Source organism: Variovorax sp. PMC12 (genome assembly GCF_003019815.1).
In the GTDB taxonomy this organism is placed as follows: domain Bacteria; phylum Pseudomonadota; class Gammaproteobacteria; order Burkholderiales; family Burkholderiaceae_C; genus Variovorax.
Genome location: NZ_CP027773.1, coordinates 1924052 through 1939584, shown reverse-complemented (window position 1 = coordinate 1939584; position 15533 = coordinate 1924052). Strand labels below are relative to the sequence as shown.

General features: G+C 56.9%; 12 protein-coding genes. 1 reads left to right on the top strand and 11 read right to left on the bottom strand.

Going from position 1 to position 15533, the window contains the following annotated elements; genetic code table 11:
• Positions 1-199: 199 nt before the first annotated feature.
• The 7 genes from C4F17_RS09030 to C4F17_RS32735 form a co-directional block, all read right to left on the bottom strand.
• Positions 200-1405, bottom strand: a complete 1206-nt coding sequence (locus C4F17_RS09030; RefSeq protein ID WP_106937493.1) for an NAD(P)/FAD-dependent oxidoreductase — start codon at positions 1403-1405, stop codon at positions 200-202.
• A gap of 11 nt (positions 1406-1416) precedes the next feature.
• On the bottom strand, positions 1417-2208 hold the full coding sequence (locus C4F17_RS09025; protein WP_106935006.1) for a YaeF family permuted papain-like enzyme: 792 nt from the start codon (positions 2206-2208) through the stop codon (positions 1417-1419).
• A complete protein-coding gene (locus C4F17_RS09020; protein WP_081266551.1) occupies positions 2208-3338 on the bottom strand; it encodes a sterol desaturase family protein in 1131 nt (376 codons plus the stop codon). The genes C4F17_RS09025 and C4F17_RS09020 overlap by 1 nt, the downstream gene beginning before the upstream one ends.
• Before the next feature lie 342 nt (positions 3339-3680).
• On the bottom strand, positions 3681-5477 hold the full coding sequence (locus tag C4F17_RS32740) for a hypothetical protein (protein ID WP_159053627.1): 1797 nt from the start codon (positions 5475-5477) through the stop codon (positions 3681-3683).
• A gap of 148 nt (positions 5478-5625) precedes the next feature.
• Positions 5626-7767, bottom strand: coding sequence for a peptidase domain-containing ABC transporter (locus C4F17_RS09015; protein WP_106935005.1), 2142 nt, complete (start codon positions 7765-7767; stop codon positions 5626-5628).
• A complete protein-coding gene (locus C4F17_RS09010) occupies positions 7764-9008 on the bottom strand; it encodes an HlyD family secretion protein (protein WP_106935004.1) in 1245 nt (414 codons plus the stop codon). Before C4F17_RS09010 ends, C4F17_RS09015 begins: the two co-directional genes overlap by 4 nt.
• A 69-nt stretch (positions 9009-9077) precedes the next feature.
• Entirely contained in the window at positions 9078-9521 is a 444-nt protein-coding gene (locus C4F17_RS32735) for a hypothetical protein (protein ID WP_159053626.1), read from the bottom strand.
• 73 nt (positions 9522-9594) lie between these two features.
• Here C4F17_RS32735 and C4F17_RS32730 point away from each other — a divergent pair, with 73 nt between their 5' ends.
• Complete coding sequence (locus C4F17_RS32730) at positions 9595-9759, top strand: hypothetical protein (protein ID WP_159053625.1); 165 nt, start codon at positions 9595-9597, stop codon at positions 9757-9759.
• Positions 9760-10949: 1190 nt separating this feature from the next.
• On the opposite strand, the gene C4F17_RS09005 is transcribed toward C4F17_RS32730, so the two are convergent.
• From C4F17_RS09005 to C4F17_RS08990, 4 genes are all read right to left on the bottom strand, one after another.
• On the bottom strand, positions 10950-11840 hold the full coding sequence (locus C4F17_RS09005; protein ID WP_106935003.1) for an ABC transporter permease: 891 nt from the start codon (positions 11838-11840) through the stop codon (positions 10950-10952).
• Positions 11841-12122: 282 nt separating this feature from the next.
• A complete protein-coding gene (locus tag C4F17_RS09000; RefSeq protein WP_106935002.1) occupies positions 12123-13040 on the bottom strand; it encodes an ABC transporter permease in 918 nt (305 codons plus the stop codon).
• Positions 13041-13056: 16 nt separating this feature from the next.
• Complete coding sequence (locus C4F17_RS08995) at positions 13057-14325, bottom strand: ABC transporter substrate-binding protein (protein ID WP_106935001.1); 1269 nt, start codon at positions 14323-14325, stop codon at positions 13057-13059.
• A 55-nt stretch (positions 14326-14380) separates the two neighbouring features.
• Positions 14381-15499, bottom strand: coding sequence for an ABC transporter ATP-binding protein (locus tag C4F17_RS08990; protein ID WP_106935000.1), 1119 nt, complete (start codon positions 15497-15499; stop codon positions 14381-14383).
• Between the last annotated feature and the right edge of the window lie 34 nt (positions 15500-15533).

Below are 15533 nucleotides of genomic sequence, written 5' to 3'. Positions count from 1 at the left end.
GGCCTGGAGAGATCGAGGCCCCAAGCCGGGGTTCCTCAACTGAAAACTGTTTGCGGCCGTTGAGGGGAGGCCAGAGTTAGCCCGCGATTATAGCACTCCCCCAGGCTGCGCGCACTTCGTGTCGCTTCGCCTTCCCCCTCGCCGGGGGCGGCACCGGTGGCCCGGCGAAGCCGGTTCCACGGTGCCCTGGCGAATAGGGTCAGAGGGCCGTCGCACATGCATGTGCGCTCGCCCACGCCCATTGGAAGTTGTACCCGCCGAGCCAGCCTGTGACATCGACCACTTCGCCGATGAAAAACAGCCCGGGCTGCTTCGATTCCATGGTCTGGGACGACAGGTCGCGGGTGTCCACGCCGCCGGCCGTCACCTCGGCTTTTTTGTAACCTTCGGTGCCGCTGGGGGTGATCTGCCAACGGGCGATGCGCTCCGACAGCGCGGCCAGCGCCTTGTCGGCGGCCTCGTTCACGGGGCGCTGCAGTGCCGGGTCCTGGCCGACCCAGGCGTCGGCCAGGCGCGAAGGCACCAGGGCGGCCAGTTCGTTGGCGATGCGCTTTTTCGAGCGCAGCTTGGCTTCGCCCAGCGCCTGGGCCACGTCCACGCCGGGGGCGAAATCCAGCGTGAGCGGGGCGCCGGGCTTCCAGTAGCTCGAAATCTGCAGCACCGCCGGGCCAGAAAGCCCGCGGTGCGTGAACAGCAGGTCTTCGAGGAAGGCCATTTTTTCCTTCTTGGCCCCTGTTTCGATGCGCACCGGCAGCGCCAGCCCGGCCAGCCCCGCGTAGGGCTCCCAGGCTTCGCCGCCGAAGGTCAGCGGCACCAGCGCCGGCCGCGGCGTGACCACGCGCAGGCCGAACTGCTCGGCGATGCGGTAGCCGAAATCGGTGGCGCCGATCTGCGGGATCGACAGGCCGCCGGTGGCAACCACGATCTTCGGAGTCTCGATGGGGCCTCGGCTGCTCTCGATTTGATAGCTCCCTGAGCCCGTCAAAGCGATGTTCCCGATCCTGCACGGCTGCCACTGTTCGACGCCACCCGCCGCGCATTCGGCCAGCAGCATGTCGACGATCTGCTGCGAGGAACCGTCGCAGAACAGCTGCCCCTTGTGCTTCTCGTGGAAGGCGATGCCGTGCTTCTGCACCAGGTCGATGAACTGCTGCGGCGCGTAACGCGACAGCGCAGAGCGGCAGAAATTTGGGTTGTCGCCGATGAAGTGGCGCTGCGGCGCCCGCACGTCGAGGTCGCGATTGGTGAAGTTGGCGCGCCCGCCGCCCGAGATGCGGATCTTCTCGCCCACCTTCTCGCTGTGGTCCACCACCAGCACCTTGATCCCGCGCTGGCCCGCCACGCCGGCGCAGAACAGCCCGGCAGCGCCGGCACCGATCACGACGACGTCGAACCGGTGGGACACGTCCGCCGCGCTCAAGGGCCATCCGCCGCGAGCAGCGGCGGCGGGTTGTATTTCAGGTGGCCCACGTAGCGCAGCGGCTGCGTGGCGGCGATCGAGGGCACGTCGCCTTCACGCATGTGCAGCAGGTCGGCCGGGCTCACCCAGCGCGGGTCGGCGCGGGTGATCGGCAGGCCGGCCTGCCTGTAGGCCTCCAGCACGAACTGCGAGCAGAAGAACTGGTCGTTGCGGCTCGCGCCCAACTGCACCATCGCCATGCCGCTCATGCAGTAGCTGCTGACGGCCTCGGGCATCAGCGGCAGTTCGCACAGGCGGCGGTTGAGCACGAAGGGCGCGTTCAGCAGCACGCCCACGGTGTTGTAGCGCGTGCCGACCTGCGACATCGCCCATTCGCGCAGGCGTGCGGCGCCGGCTGCATCGACGCCCGGCACGCGAAAGGCCACGACCATCTGTTCCTCGTCCACCACCTCGGCCAGCGGCCGTGCGCGCACGCCGGTGCCCACGGCTTCGGCGATCTGGCCGTCGCCGAGGTACAGCACCGCGTGGCTCACCGGCGAGAAAGTTCCCAGCCGGATGCCGAACGAATTGACCGTGGCGATGGAGGTCAGCAGGATGTCGCCCGCCTCCAGCGCATCGGCCGCGATGAGCTCGCCGCCATTGCCCGGCGCGATGACCGAGCTTTGCACGCGCAGGCGCAGCCCGGCGTCGTTGGAGGGCAGGTCGAGGCGGGTGGCGCATGCCGTCAGCATGAGCAATGCGGCGCTCGCGGCCGCCAGGGCCGCGCGGGTCTTGAAGGCAGCGCGCATCAGCCCTTCCAGACGAACGGGAACTTCAACTGCTTGAAGAAGCCGTTGGGCACGTAGTCGCCCAGCACGCCGTATTTCTCGGGCCAGAGCTTGGTGCTCTTCACGGCCGTGCCGAAGATGTAGTCGAGGAAGGCGTAGTGCGCTGCATAGTTCTTGTCGAGCGCCTCGATGTCCTGGCTGTGGTGCCAGTGGTGGAAATTGGGCGTCACGATCAAATAGCGCAGCGGGCCGAGCCGCACGCTCACGTTGCAGTGGTTGAACACCGCCTGGAAGCCGACCACCACGATGTAGGCGTCGATCACTTCCTTGCTGAAGCCCAGCACGTAGATCGGCGCCAGCACCAGCGTGCGGGTGATCAGCAGCTCCAGGATGTGCTGGCGCGAGCCGGCCATCCAGTCCATGCTCTTCACGCTGTGGTGCACCGCGTGCAGGCGCCACAGCACGGGCACCTCGTGGTAGGCGCGGTGCGTCCAGTACTGCACCAGGTCGGCCACCAGGATGATCAGCAGCAGCCCGGCCCAGAACGGCAGGTTGCCGACCCAGCCGCGGATGCCGTCGTTGGCTGCCCAGCCGAAGAGCTTGTGCACCAGCAGGTTGGTGGCCAGCAGCACGAAGCCCACGATCATGTGGTTCACCACGAAGTGATGGAAGTCGGTCTGCCACTCCTCGCGGAACACGGGCTGGTCCTTGCGCAGCGCGAACAGCTTCTCGATGAAGATGAAGATCAGCGACGAGCCCAGCAGGTCGAGGATGAACCAGTCGAGCCCGATGTACGGCGTGTGGTCCGCGAAGTCGTGCACCGGCACCTTGTGCCCGCCCAGCAGCGCCGACGCAACCACCAGCAGGAACGCTGCCGACGACAGCCAGCGCGAGCGGTTGAAGATGATGTTCACCAGCGACAGCCCGCCCGAGATGACCAGCGCCGTCAGCAGGATGATGCGCATCACGTCGACGTTGTAGCTCTTGCGCAGCTCCGGCGTGGTGAGGTACTGCGGAAAGTGGAACGCGAGCACGCCCAGGAAGCACAGGATGGCCAGGCTCAGGGCGATCGTGCCCGTGACCAGCCCCTGGCCGCGGCGCAGTTCGCCATGGTTGTTGGTGAATTCGTTGAGTTTGTCGATGTCGAGCATGGGACCCCCTCAGGGTTGCGTTGTGCTTGTTGTGCGGCGGATTTTAGGTCGCGCGGTGTTTTTCGACGAGGCGGCTCTAGCGCAACTAAACCTTGGGACCAATCGCTTACCTTTGTATATTGGCCTCAATGCCTTCCGTGCGGGGTAGCACACGTCGCATGACTAGCAGAGATGATTCACTCTGTCGATGTGTGGGCCCGGCTCGGCTGTGCGGAGGTCTATTGAGGTCGACAACGCCGTTGAGTTGGTTAGCCCGTTAGGGCCGACGCAATTTTGACCAGCTAAACCGCCGATCACGATTGCACCGGCACTAACAGGAAAGATTCACTCCCTTAGGACATCTCATTTTGCTAGGCCCAACCATTCCGCCACAGCTGGCCAAAGCGCGGGATTCAGCGAGAGCATCTCGTGATTTCCCGAAAATACTTGAGTTTCCAACCCTTCATCCCAAGAATTTGGGAGGTGCTCCTTTTTAGACATTACGTCCGCATCGCCGAACGCAACAAAAATCCGAGATTCAGGATTTTTCCGCTCGACAAATTTTCGAAGTTGAATCTCGAATTCGTTGGAGTCCTTTGAATCAACGCCCATAACAGCTTTGTCCCATGCGTGCTGATAATTCGAACGCGCCGAATTTGATGCTCCTTTGGCATCAAAAACCCATTCTTCTGGTTTTAAGTATTTTAAAAATGGAGCCATCAATACTAGATTGTTCGGGCCTGAAATCGAAGCACTCAGGGAAACTGCAGGAAGGCCTCCGAAACTCTCTCCATGCACAACGATATTTTTCTCTTCCGGATGCTTCTCCAAGATATAGCGAGCAACAAGGTCGCTATCCCGCGTTAGTGCATTCAATCCGAGAAGCCTGATTCGCTCTGCCACCCGTAACCCGTACACCGGACTGCTGCTGTAGTCCACAATAAGTACGTTGTACCCGAGGCGCCGGTACATGTGAGCGGAGGAATTTGTTCTTAATTGATTGAGTCCCGAATTTCCAGGCCCTCCACCGAATACAACCGCCAACCCATGTGGGTTGGGTTGCACAAGCGAAATTCCGTACAGCGGCCATTCTGATGTGCCGAGAGAGACAACATCAACTGCGGCTTTAAATGCTCGGTCTTCAAGAGAGTTCTCAAGACTTCCAAACGCTATGGGGTACAGGTTTGGGCAATCGATCGCAAATTTTCCTTCGCGATCCCCGATAGTAATCAATTTATTTTCGAAAGAATCTCTTGAAATTATTGCAAAGTCGCCAGAGTCCGAAATAGAAAGGCCAGAAATTGTCTGTGAGGGGTCCTTTAAAATAGTTTTGACCTCATTTTCTGCCGCATTGCCATTAATTAAATTCTGACTAAGCCGTAAATCTTTTAAGTCGAACCACCCCAGCCATTGCCCGTCTTGAGGAGATAAGAGAGGCTTGCTCGCATATGATGCGTTGGAATTGGCAATTTCAAAGCCATCGCTCTGGGTCGCAAACCCTGTCCCCAGTACCAGCAGTTTTTCACTCTCGCCGCCGGGAGCGGGAGCAAGTACAGACGAATGGATCACCATTTCTTTTGTCCCTTGTTCAAAGCGCCTCCAATCGTCGTATATGACAGATTGCAAGTCTTCGGTCCTGGCAAAGACTCCAACTTTCCCGTCTGCCATTAGCGAAATCCCTACGACGGTGTCATTTTTACGTACACGCTCAAACACTTCGCGATTCAATTCATTCAAGCGATCCACGTTAATTTTTGCAGAACTATCATCAGTCACCCCGGATTTTGTTAATGATCTGATTGCACTAAAACTATCAAACTTGACTCGTTCTACGATACGGGGGGAATTCATAGAGCCCACAGGGCTTAGTGCGATTTTTATTAGATTTGTTTCATTTTCCATTGCAAATATCGCACTTTCATCTCTTAGCCAAGCAAAAGGGCGCATTCCATCAAAGCCAGCTAAATGAACGGCACAATTTTCCATTGGATTATTGTTTTTTAAACATACCAGATCGACTACCTGCATCGCGGTTCCACTCGATGCCATGATGTTGGTTTTGCGTTCTCCGCGCTCAAAAATTGCGTAATTTCCCGACGGAGATAGCGTTACCTCATTAGCCGAACAAACATACTCCTTTTGGGCTGCAACCAGGGGCATTGGAGGCGAGTTTTTAATTGTAATGCCATATAGGTACCCGATTATGCGATCTCTAATTACCCCTGAATCCCGCGCCAATAGGAAAAGAAAAACTATTAGAGTTAGGAGATAAATTGCCCATTTTCGAGCGCGTTTTTTTTGCCAAACACTAAAATGCATTGGTTTGCCTTGACTGTCGAATTAAACCATCGGTGCTCGCTAAAGTCGCTGATGCTTTGTGAAAAATCTCCACAACATGGTCTGCGCTCCCTATTGTTTCAGGGCGGTGGGCAACAATAATTCGTGTAATACCTAAGGCCTTGATGCTTGCGGCAACGAGTTTTTCTGTACTGATGTCAAGATGCGCGGTCCCTTCGTCAATAATCAAGATGGTTGGTTTTTTATACAGAGCGCGAGCAAGCAAAATTCTTTGCTTCTGACCCCCGGATAAATTTGATCCCATGTCCCCAACCATGGTGTCATAACCCATTGGCATTGAGTTTATTTCATCGTGTATTGCAGCCTGACGGCAACAACTTACTAGCCAATCCTTGTCATAGTCTGGATCGAAGAACGATATGTTTTCAGCTAATGACCCCGAAAATAAGGTGTCATTTTGACTGACTATCCCGAGCTGATTTCGATATCGTCGCCGACCATAGTTTTCAAGCGGCATGCCATCGATCAAAAATTCACCGGATTGGGCCTCGAGTATTCCACATAAAATCTTTACCAAAGTCGTTTTTCCACAGCCTGATTTTCCAATGATCGCGGTCGTCTTTCCAAATTGAATTTTCAGGTCCAAATTTTCCAAGACTTTTGGTGATTCATGTGAATATTGAAATTGAATGTTTTTCAACTCCAGGTTTTTAAATGGCGCCGATGCGAAATCCTCCATGTCAGGCAAGGAGTCGCCCCGCGAAAATGCAATGTCTGAAATTCGATCTAAATGAACTCCTAGCAGCTTATAGCTCATTAATTGATCGACTAATCGAACTGCTGCACCAATAAAATTCTGTTTGTACGCTTGATAAGCGAACATCATTCCCAATGTGACTTCCGCATTGATCACAAGGTTCGCGCCTATATAGACAAACAGGAGCGCCTCAAGGCCTACTGCCGCCGCGCTCGCTGCTTCGAAATTGGCCGAGAGTTTTCCGTTGTTGATCGTCGCTTCAACAGAAGCATTTTTTTTTCCTTGCCAAATCTTTTGACGACTGCTTTCTTGGCAGAAGCCTTTTATCGTCTCAATCCCGCGGATGCTTTCTATAAAAACGCTTTCTTCGTTGGCCTGTGCCGATAAAAGGTTGTCGCTCAGTATCTTAGCTGCGTTGAAATAAAAGACTTTTATCAGCGAGATTAGAAAGACGGCAAAAATCGCGATTCCTGACAGAATGGGAGAATATAGAATCATCAATCCGAGCGTAAGCAGCGCCAGGATGCCATCCACAATTCCAGAGACTAACCCTCTGCTGATCAAATCGTTAATGGGTTGCATGGAGCCAAATCGAGATATAACATCACCTAGATGCCGTCTTTCAAACCACAGCGTCGGCAGGAAAACGGTATGTCTAAATAAATTGGTAGTGGTTTGAAGGGAGAGTCTATTTCCCAAAATCAGCATCAACTGGGAGCGTGTCCAAGAGGAAACGGTGTTGATTGCCAGAAGCCCAAGAAACCCAACGAACAGCACCTTGGCTAGATCTTTGTCTTGAGCGGGCACAACGGTATCGACAGCCGTCTGAAGATAAAACGGCATTACAAGAGATATCGCCTGTATGAGCAGAGAAAGGGCCAGCACCTTCAGCAAGGCTGCGACAATGCCGTGCATTCCAGACCAGAGTTGCTTGACCTGAAGTCTTGTATGGGCTCGCTCTGGAAGAAATTCTTTATTGGGGTTGATTTCGAGTGCGACTCCCGTGAATCCCTGAGAAAATTCTTTTTCTGCTGCTTTTCTAATTCCTATTGCAGGATCTGCAAGGAGGTATGTTATTTCTCCATTTTTTGTCGAGACCTCAATCAGAATTACATAGTGATTGAGCTCCCAATGTAGGATGGCTGGCAGCTGAAGTCCGGAAATACTATCTAGATCCAGCCGAACGGCTCGGCTTTGAAGTTGTAGAGCGTCTGCTAGCTCAATAAGCATTTTAAGAGTCGTTCCCCTCGATGAAATGGGGAATTTCCTGCGGATGCTGGAGAGGCCTACGGACTTTCCGTAGTAACTTGCGATCATTGATATGCAGGCTAAGCCGCACTCTCCCGTTTCGGATTGCCGTTGATAGTTTTCTTGCGAAAATTTCTTCCTCTTCAAGATTTAGCCCTCATTGCGTAAAACGGCTCAAGCAATTTATCTAAAAAGGTTTGCTTTTCCAAAATGATGCTTACTCTTAATGTCATGCCGGATTGCAGGGCATACGTAGCTCCGAATGCTTTAATTGATTGCTCAGGGGTGATTATTCTTATTCGATACACTGCTTCTTTTAGTTGAAGTGGGACATCCAGTTCGCTGGGCAAACTAATTGCCCGCGAAACCTCGTCAATCACACCCTCAAATGAACCAAATCGTTGATATGGAAACGCGTCATACATCAGTCGCACGGGCTGTCCTTTTTGGATAAACCCGATGGATCTGGATGGCGCATAGGCGTCGACCTTGAAGGCGCTGGGTTCGGGCACAATAGTCATAATTGGAACCCTCGGATCCGCGTTTTGTCCCTGTGCTAACTGAATGGTTGTGATGCGGCCGTGAGCGGGCGATATGATGTTGTAATCGACGTCGGCTCGAAGTTTAGATCTTTGCTGATCTAATAGGCTGATATTCCCTTCATGGGCTGCCATTTGCCTCTGATGGTCAATAAAAGACTTTTTTAGCTGAATTTCGAATTGCTGTCGTTGTGCGATAGCAGAGCTTTTTTGTTGCTCCAGTTGTTGTAATTTTTGGTTCTCTTGAATTCTGGCTTGACGCCTTCTTTCGTGCTCTACTTTTGAAACAATCCCTTCGCCAATCACTAGATCGCTGAGTTCGAATAGATATTCGGCTGACGCAACAAGCTGTTTTTGAAGTGCGATTTGTGACGTAAAGTTGATAACTTCTTGGTCGCTTTGCTTTGCGAGTTGCTGCAGTCGCTTTGTTTCTTGCAAGACTGCCATTTCTAAGCTCTTTTGCTGGTCTCGAATGGCGGATTTTTGCTCGTTGAGTGCAGATAAGCTGTCTTCGGCAACTCGAGCCCCTTGGTCCGCTACATAGTCGACAGAAACCACGCCTAGGAGCTGGCCGACTTGTACTTTTTCATTTTCTCGGACCAAGATTTTTTTTATCACACCGCTTCTTGAAGCGAAAACCTTGGCGGTAGGCTGAGTTGTAATAACAACGCCGGGGACAACTTCAATTCGAGAATACTGCGATAGCAGGGCTGCGCAAATCAGCGCTGCAGCTATCGCCAGCAAAGCATAGGCAATGATGGATAGCCTGGTTGTATTTTTTAGTGTCACGGTGCCGTGCAACCGTAGACTTTTATTTTCCAGGGCCTCCTTTCTGAACAGTGTTGTCATTATCTATTTAATTTGACGCTACAGACGAATCTGTAGCGCAGGTTTGTGACGCCTTAAAATTGTTCAGGGCTACTTTGGATACCAACCTAGAGTTATTCCATTTCCTCTGTTCGTAAAGACATAAGGTGTTGTATTGGCCTGGGTGTTTGGCAGATACAATATCGTGTCGAAAACACCATTTCCGTTTCGATCCATTGCGATTTCGCCTGGATGACTTTTTAGTGGAGCAATCATGCCCATGTGACCGCGGTCGGTGACCGGCCCTAATATCGGCGGGTGGGCAAAGTTAGAAGGAGAAAAATCTCTTTGCTTTTGCAATTCTCCTTCTAGCCGAGTAAATTGCCCCAGCATATCCATGCCTGCCCTACCAAACCGGTCCATAAAGGATGCCCCATACCCTGGAGGCATTGCCGGATATTCTCGATCCGCGGTGACCGTAATCTCCCTTAGTTGCCCTCCGGAGACTTGGTTCAATTCTTCGTTGCTAAGTGGGCGAATTCCTGTTTTTTCCATGATTGAGTTTTGAATTAGTAAATTGGAAATATGGCTGGTATTAAATATTGATGTTCACCTCCAAACAATCAGAATGAAAAAAGAACGGGAATCATTTATGTCTGTTGACGTGGTATCTGAGGCTTCCTATCCGACCAACAACGGCGGCCTGATTGCTTCTGTCGGGATGCCTTTGACGGTTGCGATCGCAGGCTCGGACGCGGCGATGAATGCTACTAAGAGCACGCGGACGATATGAAATTACCATACGGTTTGCATGGGCTATTTAACAATTGATATCAATTGGTTCTTATTGTCAAATAGGCAAATGGTTTTACATCGACGATCGACATTTCATGAGCGTCTTTGTTTTGAAGCGCATGCTCTAAGCAATTGGATTCACCAGCAAACTGCGGTGCTTACGGAAGGAGTGTCCGAATCGCCCCCCCTCCGCACCAAAGAGATCCCATGCGCTTTTGATCTTTTGCTCAAGGCGGAGACTCTCGAGAGGGTCTTGCAGTGCTTGGATCGGGCGATCGCCTTCAAGCTAGTCGATTGTGTGGGTCTGCCGCAGAGTGCAGCGCTGTTTCCGCGATTTGGTGGCTCGATCGCGTGACAGGTCGCGAATTTCTCGGCATACGGATCGAGCTTGCTCGAGGTCGTTTGCTTAGCGTAATGCGGCACCTCGCAGGTACTTTTTTACGGTCTTGCGAGACAGGCATGCCTTGCGATCTCGCGCATGACATCTACTCGCAGAGGGCCAATGTCTGGCGACATTCAATGTCGCCACGTCGATCACTCTTAAGATGCTCTGCTTTTTAAAGACGAGCAGGGCATGGTTTTACGTGGATCAGCCTTAAACGCAAATTGCCGTGGGTAGAAGATCAGTATTCGGTAGAACTCAATAGAGGTGCGTCAGCGCGAGGCCGTTAGGCCTGCCTAGGGGTGTCGAGTTGTCTTGTGTTCGACTGAATAGCGCTAACCAGCCAAATCCTGCGCTAGGCCGGAGCGTGCACTGGAAGCAGCTCTAACAGCATAGAGCTAGCCATAGTTTCCACGACGACCGCGCCGTGCGAGCGCGCAGCCCACTTCGCCGCGTTTAGGACCCTGATATCTTGAGCATTGCTATGAAGAAAACATAGCGAACCAAGGGGCAAATTATCGGTATATGGCTTTTATTTGCGTACCCAGAGATTTGGCGCTAACCTACTGAGCAAAGCAGAGTTGACTCTGGTAGGAATTACAAAATTAGCGATTTAAATCGCCAAGAACTCCATTATTCATGAAATACGATTTCCAATCCCAATGAGTGCTCGGGGCAAATGCCGTTGATTTCAAGGGAGTAGCGTTTCCGCGATGAATCGAAACCTAGCGCAACGTTGTCGATGCCACGGGCCGGCGTGTGCACGACATCGAGACGCTGCTGGCTGCCCGGTGCGCAGCCCTCGGCTAGCGTTTGCGGGTGGAGCGCCGGCGCAGCATGGCGGCCGAGCCCAGCGCCACGGCCATGACCAGCAGCGACACGATGGTGGTCACCGTGCCCAGTGCGTAGATCGACGGCGTGGTGACGGTCGAGGTCAGGCCCTGCAGTTCGAGCGGCAGGGTGTTGACGTCGCCGATGGCCTGCGAGGTGCGGGCGATTTCGTCCCACGACAGCGTGAAGCCGAACATGCCGATGCCCACGATCGAGGGGCCGATCAGCGGGAGCACCACGAAGCGGAAGCTCTGCCACGGGGTGGCGCCCAGGTCGCGTGCGGCTTCTTCGTAGGCGGGGTTGAAGCGGTTGAACACGGCGAACATGATGAGCAGGCCGAAGGGCAGCGTCCATGTCAGGTGTGCGCCCAGGGCGGAGCTGAACAGGCCGAGCGCGGTGCCGTAGCCTTCGAGCAGGGTGGTGGCGTCCATGGCTGTCAGCAGGCTCTTGATGCCGGTGTCGAGGAGCCGGAACTGCAGGCCGATGCCGAGCGAGATGATGATCGACGGCATGATGAGGCTGGCGACGGTGACGAAGAAGAGGGCGTTGCTGCCCGCGAGCTTCTTGCGGAATGCCAGGCCGGCCAGTACCGACAGCACGACGGTGAAGGCCATGACCACCGCGCCCAGCGCGAGCGAGCGCCTGAAGGCCGCGCCGATGTCCACCGTGCCCAGCCCTTCGGCCAGTTTGTAGAACCAGTGCAGCGAGACGCCGCGCAATGGAAAGGTCAGGCCGCCCTCGGGGCCCTGGAAGCTGAGCACGAAGATCGTGATCATCGGGCCGTAGAGGAAGAGGACGAAAAGTCCGAATACGGTTGCCAGCGGCCAGAAGCCTGGGGAGCGTTGTTCGCCTATGCGTTGGCTCATTTGTGTTTTTCCTTCAGGGCGAGTGCCGAGAGCACCGGGTACTCCCCTCCGCGAATGTCCCCCGCCTTCGGCTCCTCCTTTATTTCGCTGCGGGGAGCACCCGATGCTCCCGGCACAGGACACGCTGCTGGTTCGCGGCCGATCAACCACTGCTGCGAACAACGCTCGCGCCGATGGGGTGCCTTGCGCAGCGAAATAAAGGAGGAGGCCGCAGGCCGGGGGACATTCGCGGAGCAAGGTACCCCGTCGGCGTGAGCGTGCCCTGAAGAACAAAAGCCCACGCTACAACTCCTTTCGGATGTCGACGAGCCGGGTGAGCCCCCAGATGATCATCAGCACCACCGCCAGCAGGATCATCGCGTTGGCAGCCGCCAGCGGAAACTGCAGGTACGAGGTCTGCACCTGGATGATCTTGCCGATGGACGCGATCTGCTGGCCGCCCATCACGCCGATGGTGACGAAGTCGCCCATGACGATGGTGATGACGAAGATCGAGCCGATCAGGATGCCGGTGCGCGACAGCGGCACCACCACGTTCCACAGCGTCTGCCAGCCCGAGGCGCCCGCGTCGCTGGCTGCTTCGAGCAGCGAGCGGTCGATGCGCATCATGCTGTTGAAGATCGGTACGATCATGAACATCGTGTACAGGTGCACGAAGGCCAGCACCACCGAGAAATCGGAGAACAGCAGCCACTCGAGCGGCTGGTTCGCCAGGCCCAGGCCCATGAGCGCCTGGTTGACCAGCCCGTTGCGCCCCAGCAGCGGCACCCACGAGATCATGCGGATCACGTTCGATGTCCAGAACGGCACCGTGCACAGCACGAACAGCACCGTCTGCATGGTCGAAGAGCGCACGTGGAACGCCAGGAAGTACGCCACCGAAAAGCCGATCAGCAGCGTGATGCCCCACACCAGCACGCAGAACTTGAACGTGCTCAGGTAGGTGTTGAGCGTGACGCACAGGTCGCCGTTGTCGGTGAGACGCGAGCAGCCCTCGAACAGGCTCAGGTAGTTGCGCAGCGTGACCGCCGGGATCAGCTCGTATTCATTGAAGTTCCACAGGCTGACCATCGCGACCAGCGCCAGCGGAATCAGGAAGAACAGCAGGAACACCAGCGCGAACGGCGCCGCCTGCCACCACGCCTTGACGGCGTGGATGGGCGCGGTGGCGGCGGACGCGCTGGTCGAGGGTGCGCTCACAGGCTCAGGCCGGAGGTCAGGCCGCGACGAACTCGTTCCACTTGCGGACCATGTACTCGTTCTCGTCCATCACCGCGTTCCAGCAGGCGATGCCGCCCATGCGCTGCTCGTAGCTGCCGCCGTCGCGCACCGAGCCGGCCTTGGCAATCACATCGCCCTGCGGGCTCTTGATGTCCTGCGCGGCGGGCTTGCCTTCCATCCAGTAGGCCCATTCGTAGGCCTCCATCTTGGTCTTGGCGGTGTCGAGCACGGCGCTGTAGTAGCCCTGGCGGTTGAGGTACGCGCCGGCCCAGCCGTCGAGGAACCAGTTGATGAATTCGTACGCGCCGTCGAGCTTCTTGCCCGAGAGCGTGGCCGGCAGGCCGAAGCCCGAGGCCCAGGCGCGATAGCCTTCCTTGAGCGGCTGGAAGGTGCAGTCGATGCCCTTGCTGCGCACGGCCGTCACGGCAGGCGACCACATCGACTGGATCACCACCTCGCCCGAGGCCATGAGGTTCACCGACTCGTTGAAGTCCTTCCACAGCGCGCGGAACTGGCCGGCCTTCTTGGCCTCGATCAGGGTCTTGATCGTCAGGTCGATCTCGGCCTTGGTCATGTTGCCCTTGTCGGCGTATTTGTGGATGCCCTTGGCTTCCACCACCATCGCCGCGTCCATGATGCCGATCGACGGGATGTTCAGGATCGCGGTCTTGCCCTTGAACTCGGGGTTCAGCAGCTCGGCCCACGAACCGATGGGACGCTTGATCAGGTCGGGGCGGATGCCCAGCGTGTCGGCGTTGTAGGTGGTGGGAATCAGCGACATGTACTGCGTGGCCGACTTGGCGAAGGCCTTGCTCTTCTCGCCTTCCAGGTAGATCACCTTCACGGGCGCCGTGCCCTGGTCGCCGACCTTCTTGCCGGCGACTTCGCCCTTGGTGAACAGCGAGGTGATCTTGTCGGCGTTCTTCACGCGCTTGGTGTCGATGCCCTTGAGGTTGCCGGTCGGCACGATCTTCTTGAGCGAGAAGAACTCGGTGTCGATCAGGTCGAAGCTGTTGGGCGCGGTGACGGCGCGCTTGGTGACGTCGTCGGTGGTCACGGCCACGTACTGGATCTCGATGCCCGTGTCGGCCTTGAACTTCTCGGCAATGGCCTTGTCCTGGTTCACCGCCGTGCCGAGGTAGCGCAGCACGACCTTTTCCTGCGCATGCACGAAGGGTGCGATGCCCGTGGCCAGGATGCCGGCCGTGCCCTGCAGCAGGGTGCGACGCTTGAAGCCGGCGGACGAGTCGATGGGGTCGGTCATGGTGAAGTCTCCGTGGAAGAAGCAGTGGAAAGGAAAGGGAAGAAAAAGGGTCGGCTCAGAGGGTCATGGCAAGCGCGGCCGTGTCGTCGCGCGGTGCACTGCCGGCGAGTGCCGAGGCCCGCTCGCCCGGCGGCTTGGCGCCTGGGCCGAGCACGCGCGCGTCGGCCGCGGCCCATGACAGGTGCACAGCCTCGCCCTGCGCATAGGGCCGGGCGAGGAAAGCGGCTTCGCCCAGCAGCACCGAAACGTTCTGGCGACCCGGCGCGGCGCTGCCGAGCGACAGGCCAAGCAGCACGTAGGTGCCCTGGTACTCCACGTCGGTGACGGTGGCCCGCAGTGCATCGGGTGCCGCGCTTGCTTCGCCGGAAACTGCGGCGATCCGCATGCGGTCGTTGCGCACCGCGATCGGGCCGGCCGGCGTGTCGAACACGTTGTGGCCGCCCATGAAGCGCGCCACGAACTCGCTCGCCGGGTGGTTGTAGACCGCGTGCGGCGAGCCGACCTGCTCGATCACCCCGTGGTTCATGACCACCATGGTGTCGGCCAGCGCCATCGCTTCTTCCTGCGAGTGCGTCACGTGCACGAAGGTCAGGCCCAGTTCCTTCTGCCAGCGCCGCAGCTCGGCGCGCATCTGTATGCGCAGGAAGGGGTCGAGCGCCGACAGCGGCTCGTCGAGCAGCAGCACGCGCGGCTCGGTGATGAGCGCGCGCGCCAGCGCCACGCGCTGCTGCTGGCCGCCGGAAAGCTCGCCGGGCTTGCGGTCGGCCAGGTGGCCCATCGCGACGCGTTCGAGCAGGTCGTTGGCGCGCTTGTGGCGCTCGGCCTTGCCGACGCCTTTCATCTTGAGGCTGAAGGCCACGTTGTCGGTGGCCGAGAGGTGCGGGAAGAGGGCGAAGCTCTGGAACATCATCGCCGTGCCGCGCGCCGCGGCGGGCAGGTCGGTGATGTTGCGGTTGTCCAGCAGGATGTCGCCGCTGGTGACCGACTCGTGGCCCGCGATCATGCGCAGCGTGGTGCTCTTGCCGCAGCCCGACGGGCCGAGCAGGCAGCAGTAGCTGCCGCTGGCGATGCGCAGGTCGATCTGGTCTACGGCGGCCGGCGTGCCGGGGGCGTAGCGCTTGGTGAGCGCGACGATTTCGACGGCGGCGGGTTCGGGCGTGACGGCTGCATTCATTGCCGGTGGCACAGCACGATCCATGCCACGTTGT